We start from the raw sequence: 21,815 nt of genomic DNA, 5'->3' as shown, positions 1-21,815 counted from the left end.
TGATAACGAATGTTTTATTTATCGAGTGTTGCTTTATTGTTAAAAAAACTATACTTTAGTTGAAAAAATAATAACGCCTATGAAGAAATTACTACTCTTATTTGTCGTTTTACTCAACTATGTAAGTGTTTTTGCTCAAAATGAAGAGTATTCTATAATTGTAAAAGATATAGAAACGCTTCAGCCTATTGAAAACGCAACGGTTGTTATTTTGAAAACCAAGCAGATCTTATCGAGCAATAAAGAGGGAAAAGTTACTTTTATAGTAAATGGCGCTTCAAATGTTGAAGTTTCTGAAACTAATTATGAAAGTTTAACGATGCGTTGGGCATCATTAAAAGAAAATGGTTTTGTCGTTTATCTAAATAATAAGGATAATAAACTGGATGAAATCGTATTGTCGAAACAATCTCCTCAAAAAGTACTTCAAAAAATCGTTTCCAACTCAGCGAAAAAATTAGCTTCGTCGTATCGTTTAAAGGTATATGTAAGAGAGTTTTTTATGCTGGATAATAAATATTCGTATTATAATGACGGATTAGTAAATTTTCAATTCAGCGGAAAATCGGGAACTACACTTTTGGTCGAGCAGAACAGATCGTATGGTTTATTAGAAACTGATGTCAGTTCAGATTTACGAGGTTATGATCTCAATAATATTATGAGCAATTATACGGATTTGAAATATTTTGATCCGCTTTTAGATCCGAAGGCGAAAAAGGAATACGATTTTATTATTCGCGGCCACGATAAAAACAAGGATTATTATGTAATGTATATTACGCCTTTGGACAAAGCAAAAGAAGCCGTAGATAAATTTGAAATTGTTTACGATCCGGAAAAGAAACTTATCATTGAATTTTCAATCGATATAACGCCTCAAAATCTCGATAAGATAGAAGAGAAAACAGCGGTGAATTCTAAAAATATTACGAAATCATTCATCAAAGTAGATTACAGACTTGATGGGGAAGATTATTATTTGCTTGGTTCAAATGAAGAAATTGCTTACAATCTTATTTTAAAAGAAGGAAAGAAAAAAATCCACGTTAGAAATAGTTTTACAACTACGGGTTTTAACAGACAAAATTTCACGTATAAAGAAAGCGACGTTTTTAAAGAGAAATCTCTTTTCAATAAAAGGAATAAAATCCTAACCAATTACTGGGATATTTCGGGCTTTGTAGCTACTGATGAAGAAAAAGCAATTATTGCATCTTTAGATTATAAATTATAGTTTCAAAAAAAAGCAGAAATTAAAAATCCTGAGCTTTCGGCTCAGGATTTTTTTATGATTTAAATTGTTTTTTAGAAATTAAATCCAAGTCTGGCATAGTAATAAGCACCGCTGAAACCCATTTGTACAGCATCCCAATAACCACCAGCTTCTGTATTTCCTTGTTCATCCTGTTTAGTTGGATATACATTAAATAAGTTGTTGCTTCCAATGCTTAGTTTCAAACTTTTAGTGAATTGATATCCTAAAGTAAGATCTGTAATTAATCTTGGATTATAAACATCGTCTTCATCAGCATAATCAACCAAAACTACTTTGCTGAAACGTGTAAAGGCTAATCCTGCGTCGAATTTTTTGAAAGCATAATTTAAGTTCAATCCAAATTTGTTATCTGGAGCTGAAGCTAATAAAAATGCTTTTTCACGTTTTCCAAAGAATGTAGCTTCATCAAGTGAACCATTCTTTACTTTGTCGATTTTCATATCGTTGATGTTTCCAACCAAAGTGGCACCAAACTGAGAAGAACCAAATTTTTTCTTCCATGATAAAACCAAGTCTAAACCGTGTGTGCTGGTGTCTACACCATTGGCAAAAAACTGTGCTTCAGAAACACCAAGATTTAAAGAACTTGCATCAAAATATCCGGTTAAAACGATACGGTCTTTTACCTGAATATAATAACCATCAACAGTAGCTGTAAAATCTCCGAAAGAAGCTGTAAAGCCTAAAGAAGCATTTGCTGCTTTTTCTTCATTTAATTTGTCAATTCCAAAAGCTCTGGTTACAGGACTGTTATTTGGAGCCAATAAAACTTCGGTGGCACCGCTTGAGTTAAAGTTGGTAAAACGTAGATTGTAATAAATCTGTGCTAGAGAAGGTGCACGAAAACCTGTACTGATAGATCCTCTTACATTAATATGATCTGTAATTTTAAGTCTTGATGCTAATTTTCCGTTTACGGTACTTCCAAAATCGCTGTAGTTTTCAAAACGAACCGCAGTGCTTACCATTAAAGCATCGGTAATATCTAACTCACCATCAGCATATAAAGAAAAGTTAGTACGGCTTTCATTTACTTCGTTGGCAGGACTGTAACCTGGAAAACCTTGCGAACTTCCTGGTCTTGGGTTTCCAGAAACAGGATCTATGGGAGCACTTTGTGTAGTTGGATCGGTTATAGGTTTTCCATTGGTGTCATAAGTAGTATAGGAACCTTCTTCACCAGCAAAAATTTCAAACTTTTCTACTCTGAATTCAGTTCCAAAAGCAATATTCAAACCATTAAGAACACTGTCGTAGTTTTTAGAAACATCAAAATTAGTTGTATTTTGAAGCAGACTATGTCCTCCGGCATCGAATTCATGCGGTGATTTTTCTTCAAGAGAGGCATTGATAGTTCCTTTAATATCGTACTGAAATTTATTCATTCCGAATGTATTACTTAAATCAAATTTCCATCCTCCCGAAGACTGAGTTCTGATTCCAGCCGCAACTGAATTATCATTTATTTTTGAAGTGATTCTTGGAGTATATCCTCCCGGATAAACCGATTCTACTACTCGTTCACCATCGTTACGTGTAAAAGCATAAGCATCAGTATCTCTAAAGTTGCTGCCTCCGAAAGCATAGAATTCGGTTTTATCAGCAATAGGAATCGCCAGATTGGCAAATAAATTAACGCCTCTCATTTCGGCATCTCCGAAACCTTTTCTAAAATCGTAAGCTGGACGAAGAGTTTTATTTTTGTTTAGAAATTCTCCTGTAAGGTTTACAAAACCGCCTTTAGTTCCAATTGCGGTACCATAGTTTGCGGCAACTCTTACAGAACCTCCGTCAAAATCTTGATCTTTTCCGTATGAATTTCCATTACCATGCTGGTCTAATCGATATCCTTCTGTATTGGGAGTTCCCGGCAGAAAATCGCCTTTTGCATGTGTATTGAAAGCTCCATAGGTGATAGAACCTGTAAGTTCATCTACATTGTCATTTGTTACAATATTAATAACTCCTGCAATAGCATCAGAACCATATTGAGCCGAAGCACCGTCGCGTAGAATCTCGATTCTTTTAATAGACGCTGCAGGAATTGCATTTAAATCTGTTCCAGTATTACCACGTCCGCGAGTTCCAAATAAATTTATTAATGAAGATTGATGTCTTCTTTTTCCATTAATCAAAACCAGCGTTTGGTCAGGTCCCATACCTCTTAAGGAAGCTGGATCAACGTGATCGGCACCGTCAGAACCAGATTGTTTATTGGCGTTAAATGAAGGAGCAACATACTGCAAAAGCTGGTTGATTTCTATTTTTCCACTTTGAGTCGTTACTTCTTTCACATTAATAACATCAATAGGAACTGCCGAATTTACAACTGTTCTTTTCGTGTTTCTTGATCCTACGACAACAACGTCATTTAAAACTTGTCCGTTGCTTTCATCAAGAGTTACACTTAATTGATCTGAAGCTGTTTTTTCTATAGTAGCAAATCCTACATAACTAAAAACTAAAATTGCACCTTCTTTAACTTTAATTCTAAAGCCTCCTTCAAAATCGGTTGAAACACCATTTGAAGTTCCTTTTTCGACAATATTCACACCAGGGAGGGGATTTCCTGTTTTGTCCTTTACGACACCCGAAACTTCTTTTTGGGCAAATAGAAACGCTGAATTCAACAGGAATAATAATAATGCAATCTTTTTCATGGTTGTTGGTTTTTTGGTTTGTTTTTTGTTGGAAATTTTTCTAAAATTACCATTTTTTAACAAAAGCTTAATAAAAAGTTTAAAAATTTTTAGGAATAACCTTAAAATTATATTAATGCACATTTTTACTTCGCTCACGAGGTATTAAATCTTATATTTGCAAAATTTTAAAGCCAAAAAATATCATTTTAGCAGAAAGCAAAAATTATAAATAGGTTATAATTCATTAAATTACAAGTTAAAACGTCCGTGTCTCAGCCTAAAAAAGACCGACTAAAATAAATAGAAACAAACAGATGAAAGCAGGAATTGTAGGATTACCAAATGTTGGAAAATCAACATTATTTAATTGTTTATCTAATGCAAAGGCGCAGAGTGCGAACTTTCCGTTTTGTACAATCGAACCAAATATTGGTGTTGTAAACGTTCCAGACCCAAGAATTAATAAATTAGAAGAATTAGTAAAACCAGAGCGTGTTCAAATGGCAACTGTAGATATCGTAGATATTGCAGGTTTGGTAAAAGGGGCTAGTAAAGGTGAAGGTCTAGGAAACCAGTTTTTAGGAAACATTAGAGAGTGTAATGCTATTATTCACGTTTTACGTTGTTTTGACAACGATAACATTGTACACGTTGATGGAAACGTAAACCCAATTCGTGATAAAGAAACTATCGATATCGAATTACAGTTAAAGGATTTAGAAACTGTTGAAAAACGTTTAGAAAAAGTAAAACGTGCTGCTAAAACAGGAAATAAAGAAGCACAGACTGAAGAAGCTTTATTAAATAGAATTAGAGAGGCTTTATTGCAGGCAAAATCTGCAAGAACAATTGTGCCTCAAAATAATGACGAAGAAGTTTTATTAGAAAGTTTCCAATTGATTACAGCAAAGCCAGTTTTATACGTTTGCAACGTTGATGAAAGTTCTGCAGTAAGCGGAAACAAATATGTAGATCAGGTTCGTGAATTAGTAAAAGATGAAGACGCTGAGGTTATTGTGCTTTCAGTAGGAGCAGAGGCTGATATCACTGAATTAGAAAGCTACGAAGAGCGTCAGGTTTTCCTTGAAGATATGGGATTAGAAGAGCCGGGAGCTTCAGTTTTAATTCGTGCAGCTTACAAATTATTAAAACAGCAAACATATTTTACAGCAGGTGTAAAAGAAGTTCGCGCTTGGACAATCAATATTGGAGCAACTGCACCACAAGCAGCTGGAGTTATCCACACTGATTTTGAAAAAGGATTTATCCGTGCAGAGGTAATTTCATACGACGATTATGTTCAATACGGTTCTGAAGCAAAAGCAAAAGAAGCTGGAAAATTCAGAGTAGAAGGAAAAGAATACGTGGTAAAAGATGGTGATGTAATGCACTTCCGTTTCAACGTTTAGTCTTTTTTTTAGAGAATAGAATAAAGAATAAAGAATAAAGAATAAAGAGAATAGAAAAAACTGCTGGAGAAATTCGGCAGTTTTTTGTTTTAGAAAATAGGAGAAAGGGGAAAGGGGAAAGGGGAAAGAGGAAAGAAGAAAGAAATTAGACAAAAGTCATCGTTTGTCAGGCTGAGCGGAGTCGAAGCCCAAGCAAAGATTGTCGATTCTCTTAGTTGCGTTTCTTGTGTGTCCTTCGACTTCGCTCAGGAGGACAAAAATGAGATGAAATATTTTTTCAAATAAACGCAAAGTTTGTCAGGCTGAGCGAAGTCGAAGCCAACGTAATAATTGTCGATTCTCTTTGTTGCGTTTCTCGTGTGTCCTTCGACTCGCTCAGGACAAAAAATGAGAGTAAAAAAATAGAAAAAAATACTTGTAAATCTGCGCTTTCGCGAAAGCGAATCAGAAAAATCCACATTCTATTTTCAACAAATAAATTTTTGGCTTAAAAATTGGTTACAGAAAAATTAACCAATTACTAATCTAAAATCAACCAATCAAATGTTAAAAAAATCTTTCAAATTTCTGGGCTGGACTTTATTCGGAATTTTCACTTTCCTTGCTCTTTATGTTACATCAGTTTTACTTATTTCAAAAATAACAGTCAATTCAGATATTGCAAAAGTGGAAGAAGAAAATGCGGTTCCTATTTACATTCTTTCCAATGGAGTTCATACTGATGTTGTAGTTCCTATTAAAAACGAAATCAAAGACTGGCGAAATGAAATCCAGTTCAATCAAACCAAATCAAAAGATTCTTTAATGAATTATATCGCTTTTGGCTGGGGTGATAAAGGTTTTTACTTAGACACGCCGGAATGGTCGGACTTAAAAGCAAGCACCGCCTTAAAAGCGGCTTTTGGTGTGAGTTCTTCGGCAATGCACACTACATTTTTTAAACAGTTGAAAGAGGGCGAAGATTGTAAACGAATCTTGATTTCAAAAGAAAACTATCAGAGTTTGGTTAATTATATTTCGGATAGTTTCAGTGATCCTGTTCATCCACAATGGATTGAAGGCCATAGCTACGGAATGAAAGATGCTTTTTATGAAGCCAAAGGAAGTTACAGTCTTTTTTATACTTGCAATACCTGGGCAAACAATGCGTTAAAGGCGGCAAACCAAAAAGCAAGTTTGTGGACGGTTTATGATAAAGGGATTTTTTGTCATTATAAATAGTATGGTCAACCAAGTATAGTTCCTACGGAACATTAAAACCATGAGATTTTTAGTTGTTACCAAAATAAAATCTCTAGCGAGATATATAATTCATTGAAAAAAACTCCGTCAGGAGTATAATATCGGTAGAAAAGATTTTTACGCAATTAAATTTGTCCCGTAGGGGCTATATAAGTTTGACATGAAAAAAATGTAAAATCTGAATAAAATCCAAGAATACCGTTTTTTTGATTATTGCTTAAATTTGAGAGTATATCAAAAAATCAGCAAAATGAAATCCAAAAATATCTTTTCAAAAACATGGTTTCTACTAAAGAATACATTTTTAGAGTTTAATGATGACAATGCCATCAAACTAAGTGCAGCATTATCGTATTATACCATATTTGCACTTCCGCCTTTATTAATTATTATCATAACAATCTGTGGTTTTTTCTTTGGTGAAGAAGCTGTTACAGGACAGCTCTACGGACAAATAAATGGTTTGGTAGGCAATGGTGCAGCAACGCAAATTCAAGAAGCAATAAAGAATGTGCAATTGTCTGGAAATAATGTTTTTGCAACTGTATTTGGAATTGTAATGTTGTTAATTGGTGCCTCGGGAGTTTTTGCAGAAATTCAGAGTTCTATAAATTACATTTGGGGACTTCGTGCGAAGCCTGATAAAGGAGTTAGAAAATTTATACAAAACAGATTAATGTCATTTTCTATGATTGCATCTGTAGGTTTTTTAATGATCGTCAGTTTGTTTATTAATACAGTATTAGATTTAGTGAGTGCGCGTTTAAAAATATATTTTCCAGAAAGTACCGTTTATTTATTTTATGTAGTTAATATAGTTATTGTGCTGGCTAGTATAACCCTTTTATTTACCATAATCTTCAGAACTTTACCTGACGGAAAAATTAAATGGAAAGATGCTATTATTGGATCGAGTGTAACCGCAGTACTATTTATGATTGGTAAATTTGCCATTGGATTCTATTTGGGTAGTTCTACAGTAGCTTCAGTTTATGGGGCTGCAGGATCTGTAATCATTATTTTAGTTTGGGTTTATTATTCCGCAATAATTCTTTACTTTGGAGCAGAATTTACAAAAGTCTATGCAAAATCATATGGAGGAAAAATTTATCCAAATGAATATTCTGTAGAGATTGCAAAAGAAGTTTACGAAATCGAAGATGTAACCCAAGAATCCACACAACAAAGATTAACAAACGAGAAAATATGAAAATTATAGCCTTTGGAGGAAGCAACAGTACACAGTCAATTAATAAACGTTTAGCAACTTATGCATCAAGTTTATTTGAAAATGCCGATGTTGAAGTTTTAGATTTAAACGATTATGCCATGCCGCTATTCAGTGTTGATTTAGAAAAAGAAGTAGGACAGCATCAAATCGCTCAAGCTTTTTTGAATAAACTGAAAGAAGCTGATATTCTGGTAGTTTCAATGGCTGAAAACAACGGGAATTATTCTGTTGCTTTCAAAAATGTTTTCGACTGGAGTTCGCGAATTGAAAAAGATGTTTTTCAGCATAAACCAATGTTATTATTAGCAACTTCTCCTGGAGGCAGAGGCGGTGCATCAGTTTTAGGAATCGCTCAAAATCTTTTCCCGCGTTATGGTGCCGAAATTAAAGGAACTTTCTCATTACCAGCTTTTGGCGCGAATTTTGATTTACAGGAAAATAAAATATCAAATCCTGAATTGGATCAACAATTAAAAGAAATTATCAAATCAAGTTTTTAAATCAATGCCCATAAAAAAGATTGCTTTTATATTCCTTTTTTTCAACATAATTTTTTTGAATTCCGCTTTAGCGCAAAAGCTAACTGAAGTCGATAAAATTGTTGCAAAATATTCTAAAAGTTTTGCCAGCACAGAAAAATTAGCAGACAAAATCAATAAAGATTTTAGTTCTGACTATGACAAAGCACGCGCTGTTTACAGCTGGATCGCCTTAAATATTAAATACGATTATAATGCATTTCTAAATCCACCTAAAATACAAGGATTTAGTTATTCAACAGAAGCTGAAAAACAACGAAAACTGAAACAGCTCAATGACAACCTGATTCAGAAAGCTTTCAAATCACAAAAAGCAGTCTGCGAAGGATTCACGGCTTTGTATCAGCATTTGGCAGAATTAGTCGGAATTGAATGTGAAATAATAAGAGGGGATTCTAAGACCCGATTGGCAGATATCGGCAGAAAAAATACATCTTCAAACCACGCTTGGAATATTGTTTTAATTGATAAAAAATGGCGATTGATTGATGTAACTTGGGGACAAGGATATTATGACAGCAGCAAAGGACGAATGGTAAATGATTTTAATCCAGTTTACTTTGATACTGATCCAGATTATTTTTTCGCAAAACACTATCCAGATTCCGGTACTTATTTAGGAAATAGAATAAGTAAAGATGATTTTTTAAATGGTCCGCTGATTTACAATAAGACTATAGAAAATGATAATAAAATTAAATCCCCAGATTCAGGAATACTGGAAGTAAAAAGTGGCGATAAAATTACGGTCGAAATCAAAAACATTTCTAAATCAGATCAGGTTTTCTATTTAAATAAAAGGAATCAGCCCGTTAAAGTTCAAAACCCGAAAGAGAAAAGAGGCAGCTTGGAATTTCAAATTCTTGCCGATAATAATTTGGGAGATTACATTACTATTTTTGTAAATACCAATAGCATTGTTTCGTTTAAAATAGTTCATAAATAGATTCCTATTCTGTATTGTAAGATTTTCATCTTTCCTTAATTTACCGTACCTTAGCAGTAAATGATTCGAATTTATTGCCATGGAAACTACTTTTTTGAAATCGATTTTAGATAATGATTTCTACAAATTTACAATGCAGCATGCTGTAATAAAACTTTTTCCAAAGGCTAAAGTCCGTTACGGATTTATAAACCGTGGAAAACATATTTTTCCAGCTGGTTTTGCAGATTTACTTCGTCGTTCAGTCGATGCGATGGCAGATTTGAAACTTACCAAAGACGAAAAAAATTATCTAGCACATTACTGTCCTTATCTTGATCCAACTTATCTGGATTTTCTTCAGGGATATAGCTTTGATCCTTCAGAAGTGCAAATAAGTCAAGAAGGTTCAGAAATTAACGTTACTGTTGAAGGATTTTGGTACCGAACAATTTTATGGGAAGTGCCTCTTATGGCGTTAATTTCGGAACTTTTTTATAAAGCCAGCCATTTAATTCGTTTAAATGATGAAGCTATAAAAAATCTGACCAAAGAAAAAATCGATAATTACAATACACTCGGAGTTTCGGTTTTAGAATTTGGTACCAGACGTCGTCATTCATACGATGTTCATAATTTAATTAATGAAACGCTGAGAACCTACGGCGGACAAAGCTTTATAGGAACCAGTAACGTGCATTTTGCGATGGTCAATAATAGAAGACCTTTAGGAACGCATGCGCATGAATGGTTTATGTTTCATGCCGCGCAATATGGTTTTAAAATGGCCAATTCAATGAGCCTTGAACATTGGACACAGGTGTATGGTGGAGATCTCGGAATTGCGTTAACAGATACGTATACAACCGACATATTTTTTAATCAATTTGATAAAAAATATTCCAAACTTTTTGATGGCGTTAGACATGACAGCGGCGATCCTGTAGAATTTGCTCAAAAAGTAATTTCCCACTACGCCAAAATGGGAATCGATCCAAAATCGAAAGCAATTGTTTTCTCGGATTCGCTTAATTATGACAAAGTTAAAATCATTTCTGATTTCTGTGAAGACAAAATAAAAATGTCTTTCGGAATAGGAACTAATTTTACAAATGATGTAGGATTGCCTTCCATGAACATGGTCATAAAATTAACAGATACAAAACCTGATAGTACACATTGGCAGGGAGTTGTAAAATTATCCGACGAAAAAAACAAAAATACGGGAACACCCGAAATGATTGCGCTGGCGAAGCAAGTACTCGGAATCAAATAGTATTTTTTTGCTGAAAAAGCAGTTTTTTTATATCTTTAGCCCCCGATTTATTTTAAAATCAATTTAAATAGACTTAAACTGTTATTATTCGTAACAAAAAAATAATACGCTTTTATTTTTTACCGATAAATGGTACATTAGCCAAAAATCCTTAATTCATTTATGCTAGAGCAAAATCAATATACCGAAGATAATATTCGGTCACTCGATTGGAAAGAACATATCCGTATGCGTCCGGGAATGTACATCGGAAAACTTGGAGACGGATCTGCACCAGATGATGGTATTTACATTCTTCTAAAAGAGGTTTTAGATAACTGTATCGATGAGTTCGTTATGGGCTCAGGGAAAACTATCGAGGTAAGTATTAAAGAAAAAACGGTTACAGTTCGTGATTACGGACGTGGTATTCCGTTGGGAAAAGTGGTCGATGTCGTTTCGAAAATGAACACAGGAGGAAAGTACGATACTAAAGCTTTCCAGAAATCGGTAGGTTTGAATGGTGTCGGAACAAAAGCGGTAAACGCACTTTCGACTTATTTTCGTGTAGAATCAGTTCGTGAAGAGAAACAAAAAGCAGCTGAATTTTCTGCTGGAAATTTAGTTTTAGAAGAAGACGTAATAGAAACTACAAAACGTAAAGGGACAAAAGTAACTTTTACGCCAGACGAAACTATTTTCAAAAATTATAAGTTCCGTTTAGAATATGTTATAAAAATGGTCAAAAACTACTGTTATTTGAACAATGGTTTGACGATTATTTTCAACGGAGAAAAATACTATTCAGAAAACGGACTTCGTGATTTGTTAGAAGAAACCATCAACGAAGAAGACTTAGAATATCCAATTATTCACCTGAAAGACCACGATATTGAGGTAGCGTTAACGCATAGTAAAACGCAATACAGTGAGGAATATCACTCTTTCGTAAATGGTCAGAATACAACACAGGGAGGAACGCACTTAGCGGCTTATCGTGAAGCAGTTGTAAAAACTATTCGCGAATTTTACAATAAGAATTTCGAAGCATCAGATGTTCGTAAATCGATTGTAAGTGCGATTAGCATTAAAGTAATGGAACCAGTTTTTGAATCTCAAACCAAAACAAAATTAGGTTCAACCGATATGGGATCTGATGATGGAACCCCAGCTGTTTCTGTTCGTACTTTCGTTAATGATTTCATCAAAACGAAATTAGATAATTACCTGCATAAAAATCCAGCAACTGCCGAAGCTTTATTGCGTAAAATTCTTCAGGCAGAACGCGAGCGTAAAGAATTATCAGGAATTAGAAAACTGGCAACAGATCGTGCTAAAAAGGCCAATCTTCATAATAAAAAATTAAGAGACTGCCGTGCGCATCTTCCAGATACCAAAAATCCAAGAAACTTAGAAAGTACACTTTTTATTACCGAGGGAGATTCGGCTTCTGGATCAATCACTAAATCACGTGATGTAAACACACAAGCAGTTTTCAGTTTACGTGGTAAGCCTTTGAATTCATACGGAATGTCTAAAAAAATCGTGTATGAAAACGAAGAATTCAACTTGCTTCAAGCAGCATTGGATATCGAGGACGGGTTAGAAAAATTACGTTACAATAACATCGTAATCGCAACCGATGCCGATGTCGACGGAATGCACATTCGTTTGCTTTTGATTACTTTCTTTTTGCAGTTTTTTCCAGAATTAATCAAAGAAGGACATTTGTATATTTTACAAACTCCACTTTTCAGGGTTCGTAACAAAAAAGAAACGATTTACTGTTATTCTGAAGAAGAAAGAAAAGAAGCAATCGAAAAACTAAAACCAAAACCAGAAATTACCCGATTTAAAGGTTTGGGAGAGATCTCGCCAGATGAGTTCAAAAACTTTATTGGAGATACGATCCGTCTTGATCCAGTTATGATGGATAAACATACTTCGATTGAACAGTTGTTATCTTTCTATATGGGAAAAAACACTCCTGACAGACAAGATTTTATTATTAAGAATTTGAAGGTTGAAATTGATGAGCTTGAGGAAGCTTAAAGAAAATACTTCTGTTAAAATTAAATTGAAAAAATACTGAAATAATTCAGCATAAAAAATGAAAGACGAAGAAGACGACAACTTGATTCCAAGCGACGACGAGAATAATCAGGATGAAAACCAGATTGATGGCAATCAAAATGGAGATGACGATGAAATTATCGACGTAGATGCTAAACATTTTGAAGGACAGCATTTTTACGAAAATCAAGAAGAAGAAGGCGAAGATGTTATTACGAAGGTAACCGGAATGTATAAAGACTGGTTCCTGGATTACGCTTCGTACGTAATTCTGGAGCGCGCCGTTCCTGCTATCGAAGACGGATTCAAGCCTGTTCAGCGTCGTATTATGCACTCATTAAAAGAGTTGGATGATGGTCGTTATAATAAAGTTGCCAATGTAGTAGGACACACTATGCAGTATCACCCACACGGAGATGCGAGTATTGGTGATGCAATGGTGCAGATTGGACAAAAAGATTTATTGATTGACTGCCAAGGAAACTGGGGAAATATCTTAACTGGTGATGGTGCGGCCGCTCCCCGTTATATCGAGGCACGTTTATCTAAATTTGCTTTGGAGGTTCTGTACTCTCCAAAAATTACAGAATGGGGATTATCGTACGATGGTAGGAAAGCAGAACCTATTAATCTTCCAGTAAAATTCCCTTTGCTTTTGGCGCAGGGAGCAGAAGGTATTGCGGTAGGTCTATCAACAAAAGTTTTGCCGCATAATTTTAACGAATTAATTGACGCTTCGATTAAAATTTTAAAAGGAAAACCGTTTACGCTTTATCCTGATTTTATGACTGCTGGTATAGCCGACGTTTCAAATTATAACGACGGAATGCGTGGCGGACGTGTACGCGTGCGAGCTAAAATTTCGCAGTTAGACAAAAATACATTGGTAATTACACAGATTCCGTTTTCGACCAATACTTCTAGTTTGATTGATAGTATTTTGAAAGCCAATGAAAAAGGTAAAATCAAAATCAAGAAAATTGAAGACAATACCGCTGCCGATGTTGAAATTTTAATTCACCTTTTCCCAGGTGTTTCGCCAGATAAAACAATCGATGCTTTATTTGCGTTCACAGCTTGTGAAACTTCTATAGCGCCTTTAGGTTGTGTTATTGAAGATAACAAACCGTTGTTTATTGGAGTTTCTCAAATGTTGAAAATTTCGACAGAAAGAACGGTTGATTTACTTAAGCAGGAACTTGAAATTCAATTAGAAGAATTAAAAAATAAATGGCATTTTTCTACTTTGGAGAAAATCTTCATTCGTGAAGAAATGTACATTGATTTCAAATTATATGGAGACAGAGAATCATTATACAAATACTTGTATGACAGATTTGAGCCTTTCAAAAAGTCATTTGTTAGAGAAATCAACGATGATGATTTACAGCGTTTGACTCAAATTCCGATGATTCGTATTACTCGTTTCGATTCTGATAAGGCAGACGAATTGATTTCGAAGCTTGAAGAAGAAATGAAAGAGGTAGAATACAATTTGGAACATCTGACTGATTTTGCTATTTCTTATTTTACCAAATTAAAAGAGAAATACGGAAAAGGGCGTCAGCGTCAGACAGAACTTCGTGTTTTTGATAACGTTGAGGCTACAAAAGTAGTTTTACGTAACACAAAACTATACGTAAACCGCGAAGAAGGCTTCGTTGGAACAAGCTTAAAGAAAGACGAATATGTAGCCGATTGTTCTGATATTGATGATGTAATTGTGTTTTTGCGCGACGGTAAAATGATGATTACCAAAGTTGATTCCAAAACATTTGTTGGAAAAGATATTATTCACGTCGCCGTGTTCGATAAAGGTGATAAACGTACCATTTACAACATGATTTATCGTGATGGAAAATCAGGACCATCCTATATAAAACGCTTTAATGTTACTGGAGTCACTCGTGATAAAGCGTATGATTTAACAAATGGAACAAACGGTTCACAAGTTGTTTATTTCTCACATAATCCAAATGGTGAAGCTGAGGTTGTAACGATTTTATTACGCCAAATAGGAACAATTAAAAAACTGAAATTCGATATTGATTTTGCTAAATTGGCGATTAAAGGCCGAGCATCAAAAGGAAACTTGGTAACCAAATATCCAATCAAGAAAATTGAATTAAAAGAGAAAGGAATTTCGACTTTACTCCCAAGAAAAGTTTGGTTTGATGATACCGTAAAACGTTTAAATGTTGATGGAAGAGGAGAACTTCTGGGTGAATTTAAACCGACAGATAAAATATTAGTTATTAGTCAATCAGGTAAACTAAAGGTGATTATTCCAGAATTATCGACTCACTTTGAGGAAGATATGATTGTGCTGGAAAAATGGAAGCCTAAGAAACCAATTTCTGCCATTTACTATGATGGTGAAAAGGAACGATATTTCTTAAAACGTTTCCTAGTAGAAAACGAAGGAAAAGAGGAAAGCTTTATAACTGATCATCCAAATTCGCAATTAGAAATTGTATCTACAGATTATCGTCCGGTAGCCCAATTGGTTTTTGCAAAAGTAAAAGGAGTTCAAAAAGACGATCTTCATATTGATGTTGAAGACTTTATAGCCGTAAAAGGTTTTAAAGCCTTAGGAAATCAATTAACAACTGATAAATTACGACAAGTCAATTTATTAGATCCGCTTCCATATGAAGAACCTGTAGAAGAAGCTCCAGAAAAAACAGAAATTTCAGAAGATGATCCAGTCGAAACTGAATTAGATGATGATGGTCAGATTGGTTTGGTTTTAGACTAAAATAAATGTAAAACGCTAAGATTGATTTCTTAGCGTTTTTTATATCTTTCATTTAAAGTTAAAAAACTTATTGTTGTATTTTTTTAACTTATTGTAGACTTTATACCAAAACTCTAGTTTTATATTTATTTCTATTTTTTAAATAGAAATTAAATTTAGTATGAAGATCAGATATTTTCTTATTTTAATAGTATTGTTATCCAGTTGTACTAATAATAAATTCTATAGTTATGTTTACGATTATGATACAGATAAACCGATTAAAGATGTATACGTAAAAGTAAATGGAATTGTGACGAAAACAGACGATTTTGGATATTTTAGTGCCAATATAAAATCAAATGAAGATTGCTTGATAGTATTGCACAAAGAAGAATATGAAATTAAAAAAGTATATCGAAAACCAGATTCATTGGGAATGTTTAGTGAAAGAAGTTTAAAAAAATCTAAGATTTATTTGTTTAAAAAAGAAAGTGATTTTTATAGTAATGAATAATTTTAGAGTATAATTGTTTTTTTAATAAGCTATCAGAATACTCCTGACAGCTTATTTAAACAAGAAATTCAAATTAATCGCTTTTTTCTCTTTTAACTTTTTAATAATTTTTAAAAATGCAATAGCGGTAATATAAGCGTCGCCTAAAGCAGTATGACGGTCTTTTTTTGAAATGTCGAATTTATCAGCAAGATCATCAAGAGTGTAATGATCTTTTCGTTCAAACAAATGCGATTTTATTAGTGTCTTTTTGTACAAATAAGCTGTGTCTAAAGTTTTGTTGGTCAACTGTGGAAGACCATTTCGTTCCAAAGCTTTATTGATCATCATGATATCAAAAATAGTGTGATGTGCAATGATGATCGAATCACCTAAAAAATCTAAAAACTGTTGCAAAGCTTCTAATTCGGTTGGACGTTGTATAATGAAAGCTTTCAAAATTCCATGAATCTGAGCGGTCGCTTTATCATAATGCTCTTGTTCGAGATAAACTTCAAAACTGTTTTGAACTGCAATAATTCCATTTTGAAGAACCAATGCTCCAATGCATAAAATTCGGTCGTTATCATAATCAAAACCTGTTGTTTCTGTATCTAAAACTACAAAACGTGTTTCTTCGATTGTAATATTTTCATCGAATAGATTCTCTTCCTTTTTCCAAAAATTGAATAATCCCATCATTACACCAGATTTGAAATATTAAAGCGCACCGAAATCAATTCCTGAAGTTCTTTAATGGTTTTAAAAGTACGTTTCAGCTTAATTTTTTCCATTTTGGTTAAAGATTCCAATTCGATAAATTGACCAGAATCATGGTGCAGTAAACCTTGTTTGGTTCTGAATTTCAGTAAGGCTTTAAATGAATACGAACAGGATAAATACAATTCTCTATTATTAGGTTCTAGTTCAGCCAGTTTTTCGAAACGTTCAGCGGTATTGCTGATTCCTTTAACTGAATGTGACAAAATTAAAACTCGTGCAGCATCAGTCAGAGGCATTAAAGCTCGTCGTTTAATGTCAAAATTATCTTTGTTAGCACCATCTTGTTCTACTAAAAATTGTCTGAAGAAACCAGTAGGAGAAGGGCTTTGCAAAGCACCGCTTACCAAATGCATATAAAAAATAGGATTGGCTTTTATAGTTTCAAAAATATAATCCGATAATTGACTCACAATTTCAGTATCGCCATAGGTAGAACTATAATCAAAGAAAATGAACGATAATAAAACCTCATTTTTCCCTGGATTGGTAATCCAATGATATACCTGACTTTTCCATTCATCAAGACTCATACACCATTTGGGGTTTGATGCCATCATTTCGGCAGGACAATAATCGTAGCCAATTTCAAAAAGACCTTTGTTGACAAGCCCGGCAAATTTTTGAAAATAAACTCTCGTTTCATCTCTAAAAACCTCATTTACATTTTCGTATACAATGGCATTATCCTGATCGGTATGAAGCATTTGTTCGCCTCGACCTTGGCTTCCCATGGCTAACCAAGCAAATTTAGCCGGTGGCGGACTGCTCATTTTATCCAAACAGATTTCAATAACCCGCGTTGTACAAGCTTCATTAAGTTCTGTAATGATTTTGGTAATCAAAGTCATTGGAATATTTTGATCCAGATAACCTTGCAGTAACTGCATAATCTGGTTACGGATTGGTTTTATTTCTTTGATTTTTTTGGTTCGTTTTAGCGCTTTAATCAATACCGCTGGATTATTTCCTAGCGCTACCATAACATCATGTTTCGATAGAATTCCCACTGCTTTGGTATTTACCGTACCGTCTTTTGTTAAACATAAATGACTGATATCACTTTTCATCATTGCCATTTGCGCCTCTGTAACCGTCATTTTTTTGGGATACGTAATAACGGGTTTTGTCATGATCGTTTCGGCGGTTGTCGTTATCGGGAAATCTCCCGTTACGATTTTATTTCGAAGATCTTTATCGGTTAAAATACCAATTGGAAGCATTTCATCAACAATCAAAATCGCACCGACTTTTTTCTTGCCCATGATTTTCGCAATGTCCTTTACAGTTGTAGACGGACTGCAGGTTACAATTTTTTTCGAATATTTTATGGGTGTTAAATCAAAAGAATGGTTACTCGTTTGAAGATTTTCATTCAAATCATCATCTCCGTATAATTTATCTTTATGAATATCAGAATATGGATTTCGGGTGTTCGAAGCATAGCTTTCAATCAGGAAATTGCCAACATTTCTGTTCTCTAGCGCATAAGGTTTAAAAACGGCAATCGGAATCGCATACAAAATACTTTCTTCATGAGCGACTGCTTCCATTATATAGTTTTCCTGTGCCAAAAGCGGACGAAGACCAAAAATATCACCTTCGTCACACATATCTAGAACGGTATTTTTAGTGCTTTTTTTCAAAGCCACTGCGCCTTTATGAACAACATAAAAAGAATCGTGGGTTTTATCATTCTCAGCAAAAATGACAGCGTCTTTTTCTTTGTAGATAATAGAAATCTGTTCCGATAATTTTTCTAAATCTTTTTGATGAAGAAAATTAAACGGCGGATAACTCTTTAAAAAGTCAGCAACTCTTTGCGAAATGGTATTTTTCATTTGGTTAGATTTAGGTTCTAAAATACTATTTAAAATAGAAATGTAAAAGAAACACCTTTTATTTTTTAGTTACAAAGAGACAAAGTTGTAGAGTTATAAGTTTTAAAAAATGAAGATATTAAACTTTGTGAATTATTAACTTCATAGTTTAAAAAAAGCTCCAAAATTGGAGCTTTAAATATATTTAAAATTAGGTTTTAATCCACTTTATGAACCGTGCCTCGTTGTTTTTCTTCAGAACCAACTAAGCCATATTCGAACGTATAAGAATCTTTAGAAGTGGTTAAAATCTTCATGCTGATTGCTTTTTCTTCAGCCATATTTTTGGGGTGTTTTTTTTGCAGTATATATTCGCAGTCACTTACCCAACGGATAGTTGCGGTATCTGTTTTTCCTTCAAAAGTTTCGATTTCAATACTGTCTTTGCGTTCAAAGAAAGTTGTTTTTTTAACTCCGTTGACTTCAGTCTCAAATTTAAATTTTCCGTTTTTGAAATCTTTGCAATTGTGTTCTGCGTTATAACAAGATACTAACGCTAGAACTGGAAATAAGAATATAATTTTTTTCATTTTAATTAAGTTATTTTTTAGGAGCTATTCCTGCTGTCCGCTATATCTTTTCCTGGCTAAAGAAGCCAGAAAAAGGATGCCGCTTCCATCAGGGCTAGAAAAGGACATTGTAAATAAGAATTGAGCCAATAAAAAAAGCAAAAATAATATTGAGAATCCCGAGAAAAATTAAATTACGTCTTTTATTATCAACAGTTTGTTCAGCTGATAATTCTGTCTGGCAGAATTTAATTATAACCCAAATACCAAAATCCTCCTAAACGACATGATAGTCAATCATTTTAACCTTTTTAGTTCGTCATCGGTAAAGTTCTTAATTTCTTTTTCTTTGGCAAACTTTTCAGCGTTGTAATTACTTGATTTATTTTTCGGAATCGACAAGCTGTTCCATTCGCTGTTTTTCAGCTGTTTGGCATAAAAAATCATCTGTCCAACATGATAAGGATAATGCGCTAATTGACGATTTATAGCTTCAATAACCGTATGACCTTCATTTCGGATGTAAATAATATCAGAGAGTTGTTCTGGTTTTAAACTTTCCAATGCATTTTCCAGACAGTTCCAGCCTTTGTTCCAAATTTCTAAAACTTCCTCTTTCGATTGTAAATCATTTTCAAATTCGGCATCGCGGTTTCGCCATTCTTTCTCGCCGTCAGAACTTAGAAAATCGGTCCACCTCGAAAGCATATTGCCCGAAATATGTTTTACAATGGAAGCAATGCTGTTAGTATCTTCATTTACAGTAACAAAAAGCTGTTGAGGTTCTAATTGGTCCATTGCTTTTTCGCCAAGCATTTTATAATACAAAAACTGTTTTTTGGCACTTTCCAGATAGGATTGATCTGCGCTCATAGAGTTTAATTTTTAATTAAATCAAACGATTTTAATATCATATTTGTCTAATAATCCAACAATTCCACTGGTAGAAAATTGCGCTTTTCGCATCGGATTAAATTCAGGGTCAATCTTAAAATTGTAAGCCGTTCTAAAATCAGCTCCAGCTAATTGGGTTTCATTAAAAATGGCTCCGTCTAAATTACAATTGTCAAAAACCGAACTGGTTAAATTGGTTCCAATAAAGGTTACTTCGCGAACTGAAGAATTAATGAACTTGGTTTTAGGCATTTTTTTATTCGAAAACAACGCATAATCTAAAACACATTCTTCAAAATGAACTTGAAATAAAAAATCGTCGCATTCGTTAAATGCAATCCCTAAAAGTTTGCAGTTTCCAAAAGTGACATTTTTTAAACTCGTTCCAGCCAGACTTGTCATAGAAAGATTGCAATCGATGAATTCACAATCCAGAAAAGTATTGTATCCAAAATTACTGTTTGAAAAGTCGCAGTTTTTAAATACACAATCTTCGAACTCCCGGTTGTTTATTTTTTTATCAATGTAAACAACTTTATCGAATGTTTTTTGAATGTGAATTAGACTTTCCATGAATGTTTTTGTTGATAATGTGATTAAGGATTTGAAATTGATTAGGTTGATTTATGAATTATTTAGTCATTAAATATACCTTTCATGATGATTCTCAATCCCAAAAAGATTAAAACCATCGAAGACAAGCAGGCAATAATTCCGATTCCTAAAACCAAATAATGCCAATTGGTATGCTGATTTTGAAATGCATTGTAAATTAGTGAAGGGCCGATAAACATTAACGGCAATGCACCAGGTAAATATTTTATTCCTTTCATTAGTAATTGTTTGTTTGTTGCCATGTTTTTTGTTTCAGGTTTTAAGTTTCTTTGACTTGTGTTCAACCGCAAAGCACGCAAAGTTTTTTATTAGAACTTTAACTAAAGCGCAAAGTTCGCAAAGCTTTTACAAAAACTTGCGAACCTTGCGTAAAACTTCGCGTGCTTTGCGGTTAAACAAACCTTTTACTTATTATAATTATCAACAGCGTTCCTTACACTGCCGTATTTTTTTAATAATTCTGATGCTTCTTCGTATGAAACTGGAATTTCTCCCATAATCATTTTTACACCTCGGTCAACTAGTTTAATGTTACTTAACTGCATATCGACCATTTTGTTTCCTTTTACTTTTCCAAGCTGAATCATTGATGCAGTCGAAATCATGTTTAAAACCAATTTCTGTGCAGTTCCTGCTTTCATTCTTGAACTTCCAGTGACAAATTCGGGCCCAACTACTACTTCAATAGGAAATTTAGCCGTTAATGCCAGTGGACTTCCTGCATTGCACGTTATACAACCTGTTGCAATATTATTTTCGTTACAAGTTTCTAAACCACCAATAACATACGGAGTGGTTCCCGAAGCCGCAATTCCAATTACTATATCATTTTGATTGATGTTGTGCGCTTGTAAATCAAGCCACGCTTGCGTTGGATTATCTTCGGCATTTTCTACAGCACGACGGATAGCGGTGTCACCTCCTGCGATAATTCCGTTTACCAAATCAAATGGAACGCCAAAAGTTGGCGGGCATTCAGAAGCATCTACAACACCTAAACGGCCAGATGTTCCAGCTCCAATATAAAAAATACGTCCGCCCAATTTTAAATTTGCCACAGTTTGTGCTACCAAAGCTTCGATCTGCGGTAAGGCTTTTTCGACTGCATGAGGCACAGTTTTGTCTTCGTTATTAATATTGGTCAGTAGTTCATTAACTGACATTTTTTCTAAATGTTCGTATTTTGAAGATTGTTCGGTTGTTTTTGTAAACGTCATTTTTTGTAGAAATAGTTATCCTCCAAAATTAAACTTTTTTATGGCAACTCAGTAAAAAATCAAAGTTAAACTGAGCAAGATTTTTAGCCTTT

Annotated in this window: 18 protein-coding genes; 10 read left to right on the top strand and 8 right to left on the bottom strand. The window is 34.0% G+C overall.

Features of this window, described 5'->3' with window-relative positions; all coding sequences use genetic code 11:
• The first annotated feature begins 79 nt into the window (after nucleotides 1-79).
• Nucleotides 80-1,237, top strand: coding sequence for a hypothetical protein (locus J0383_RS03040; RefSeq protein WP_207296979.1), 1,158 nt, complete (start codon nucleotides 80-82; stop codon nucleotides 1,235-1,237).
• A gap of 71 nt (nucleotides 1,238-1,308) precedes the next feature.
• On the opposite strand, the gene J0383_RS03035 is transcribed toward J0383_RS03040, so the two are convergent.
• Nucleotides 1,309-3,939, bottom strand: a complete 2,631-nt coding sequence (locus J0383_RS03035; RefSeq protein ID WP_207296978.1) for a TonB-dependent receptor — start codon at nucleotides 3,937-3,939, stop codon at nucleotides 1,309-1,311.
• 296 nt (nucleotides 3,940-4,235) lie between these two features.
• On the opposite strand from J0383_RS03035, the gene ychF reads away from it, so the two are divergent.
• From ychF to J0383_RS02990, 9 genes are all read left to right on the top strand, one after another.
• Nucleotides 4,236-5,330 carry a redox-regulated ATPase YchF gene (gene ychF / locus J0383_RS03030; protein WP_207296977.1) on the top strand — a complete coding sequence of 365 codons (1,095 nt, stop codon included), beginning with the start codon at nucleotides 4,236-4,238 and terminating at the stop codon, nucleotides 5,328-5,330.
• A 543-nt stretch (nucleotides 5,331-5,873) separates the two neighbouring features.
• Nucleotides 5,874-6,551: a TIGR02117 family protein gene (locus tag J0383_RS03025; RefSeq protein WP_207296976.1), complete on the top strand. Its 678-nt coding sequence runs from the start codon at nucleotides 5,874-5,876 to the stop codon at nucleotides 6,549-6,551.
• 271 nt (nucleotides 6,552-6,822) lie between these two features.
• Nucleotides 6,823-7,782, top strand: a complete 960-nt coding sequence (locus J0383_RS03020; protein WP_207296975.1) for a YihY/virulence factor BrkB family protein — start codon at nucleotides 6,823-6,825, stop codon at nucleotides 7,780-7,782.
• Nucleotides 7,779-8,303, top strand: coding sequence for an NADPH-dependent FMN reductase (locus J0383_RS03015; RefSeq protein WP_207296974.1), 525 nt, complete (start codon nucleotides 7,779-7,781; stop codon nucleotides 8,301-8,303). The genes J0383_RS03020 and J0383_RS03015 overlap by 4 nt, the downstream gene beginning before the upstream one ends.
• Before the next feature lie 55 nt (nucleotides 8,304-8,358).
• Nucleotides 8,359-9,288, top strand: a complete 930-nt coding sequence (locus J0383_RS03010; RefSeq protein ID WP_239023226.1) for a transglutaminase domain-containing protein — start codon at nucleotides 8,359-8,361, stop codon at nucleotides 9,286-9,288.
• Between the two features lie 79 nt (nucleotides 9,289-9,367).
• Nucleotides 9,368-10,543, top strand: a complete 1,176-nt coding sequence (pncB, locus tag J0383_RS03005) for a nicotinate phosphoribosyltransferase (protein WP_207296972.1) — start codon at nucleotides 9,368-9,370, stop codon at nucleotides 10,541-10,543.
• A 162-nt stretch (nucleotides 10,544-10,705) separates the two neighbouring features.
• Nucleotides 10,706-12,574, top strand: a complete 1,869-nt coding sequence (locus tag J0383_RS03000; protein ID WP_207296971.1) for a DNA topoisomerase IV subunit B — start codon at nucleotides 10,706-10,708, stop codon at nucleotides 12,572-12,574.
• A gap of 58 nt (nucleotides 12,575-12,632) precedes the next feature.
• A complete protein-coding gene (locus tag J0383_RS02995) occupies nucleotides 12,633-15,353 on the top strand; it encodes a DNA gyrase/topoisomerase IV subunit A (protein ID WP_207296970.1) in 2,721 nt (906 codons plus the stop codon).
• 160 nt (nucleotides 15,354-15,513) lie between these two features.
• The gene (locus J0383_RS02990; protein ID WP_207296969.1) at nucleotides 15,514-15,849 is read left to right on the top strand and encodes a hypothetical protein; all 336 of its coding nucleotides are present in this window, start codon (nucleotides 15,514-15,516) and stop codon (nucleotides 15,847-15,849) included.
• 51 nt (nucleotides 15,850-15,900) lie between these two features.
• On the opposite strand, the gene J0383_RS02985 is transcribed toward J0383_RS02990, so the two are convergent.
• The 7 genes from J0383_RS02985 to murQ all read right to left on the bottom strand — a co-directional run bounded on the left by J0383_RS02985 (nucleotide 15,901) and on the right by murQ (nucleotide 21,723).
• Nucleotides 15,901-16,527 (bottom strand): 3'-5' exonuclease, encoded by a 627-nt coding sequence (locus J0383_RS02985; RefSeq protein ID WP_207298642.1) that lies wholly within the window; start codon nucleotides 16,525-16,527, stop codon nucleotides 15,901-15,903.
• Nucleotides 16,528-16,529: 2 nt separating this feature from the next.
• Nucleotides 16,530-18,449, bottom strand: coding sequence for a DUF294 nucleotidyltransferase-like domain-containing protein (locus J0383_RS02980; RefSeq protein ID WP_207296968.1), 1,920 nt, complete (start codon nucleotides 18,447-18,449; stop codon nucleotides 16,530-16,532).
• Between the two features lie 197 nt (nucleotides 18,450-18,646).
• On the bottom strand, nucleotides 18,647-19,018 hold the full coding sequence (locus tag J0383_RS02975; protein ID WP_207296967.1) for a DNA topoisomerase IV: 372 nt from the start codon (nucleotides 19,016-19,018) through the stop codon (nucleotides 18,647-18,649).
• Between the two features lie 276 nt (nucleotides 19,019-19,294).
• Nucleotides 19,295-19,870, bottom strand: a complete 576-nt coding sequence (locus tag J0383_RS02970) for a DUF1572 family protein (RefSeq protein ID WP_207296966.1) — start codon at nucleotides 19,868-19,870, stop codon at nucleotides 19,295-19,297.
• 21 nt (nucleotides 19,871-19,891) lie between these two features.
• The gene (locus tag J0383_RS02965; RefSeq protein ID WP_207296965.1) at nucleotides 19,892-20,464 is read right to left on the bottom strand and encodes a pentapeptide repeat-containing protein; all 573 of its coding nucleotides are present in this window, start codon (nucleotides 20,462-20,464) and stop codon (nucleotides 19,892-19,894) included.
• A gap of 62 nt (nucleotides 20,465-20,526) precedes the next feature.
• On the bottom strand, nucleotides 20,527-20,748 hold the full coding sequence (locus J0383_RS02960; protein ID WP_207296964.1) for a DUF6095 family protein: 222 nt from the start codon (nucleotides 20,746-20,748) through the stop codon (nucleotides 20,527-20,529).
• 162 nt (nucleotides 20,749-20,910) lie between these two features.
• Entirely contained in the window at nucleotides 20,911-21,723 is an 813-nt protein-coding gene (murQ, locus tag J0383_RS02955; RefSeq protein ID WP_207296963.1) for an N-acetylmuramic acid 6-phosphate etherase, read from the bottom strand.
• Nucleotides 21,724-21,815: the final 92 nt, after the last annotated feature.

The sequence above is a fragment of the Flavobacterium endoglycinae genome, assembly GCF_017352115.1.
GTDB classification, from domain to species: domain Bacteria; phylum Bacteroidota; class Bacteroidia; order Flavobacteriales; family Flavobacteriaceae; genus Flavobacterium; species Flavobacterium endoglycinae.
Note: the sequence above shows the minus strand (reverse complement) of the source record. Positions and strands in the feature narration are given on the sequence as shown.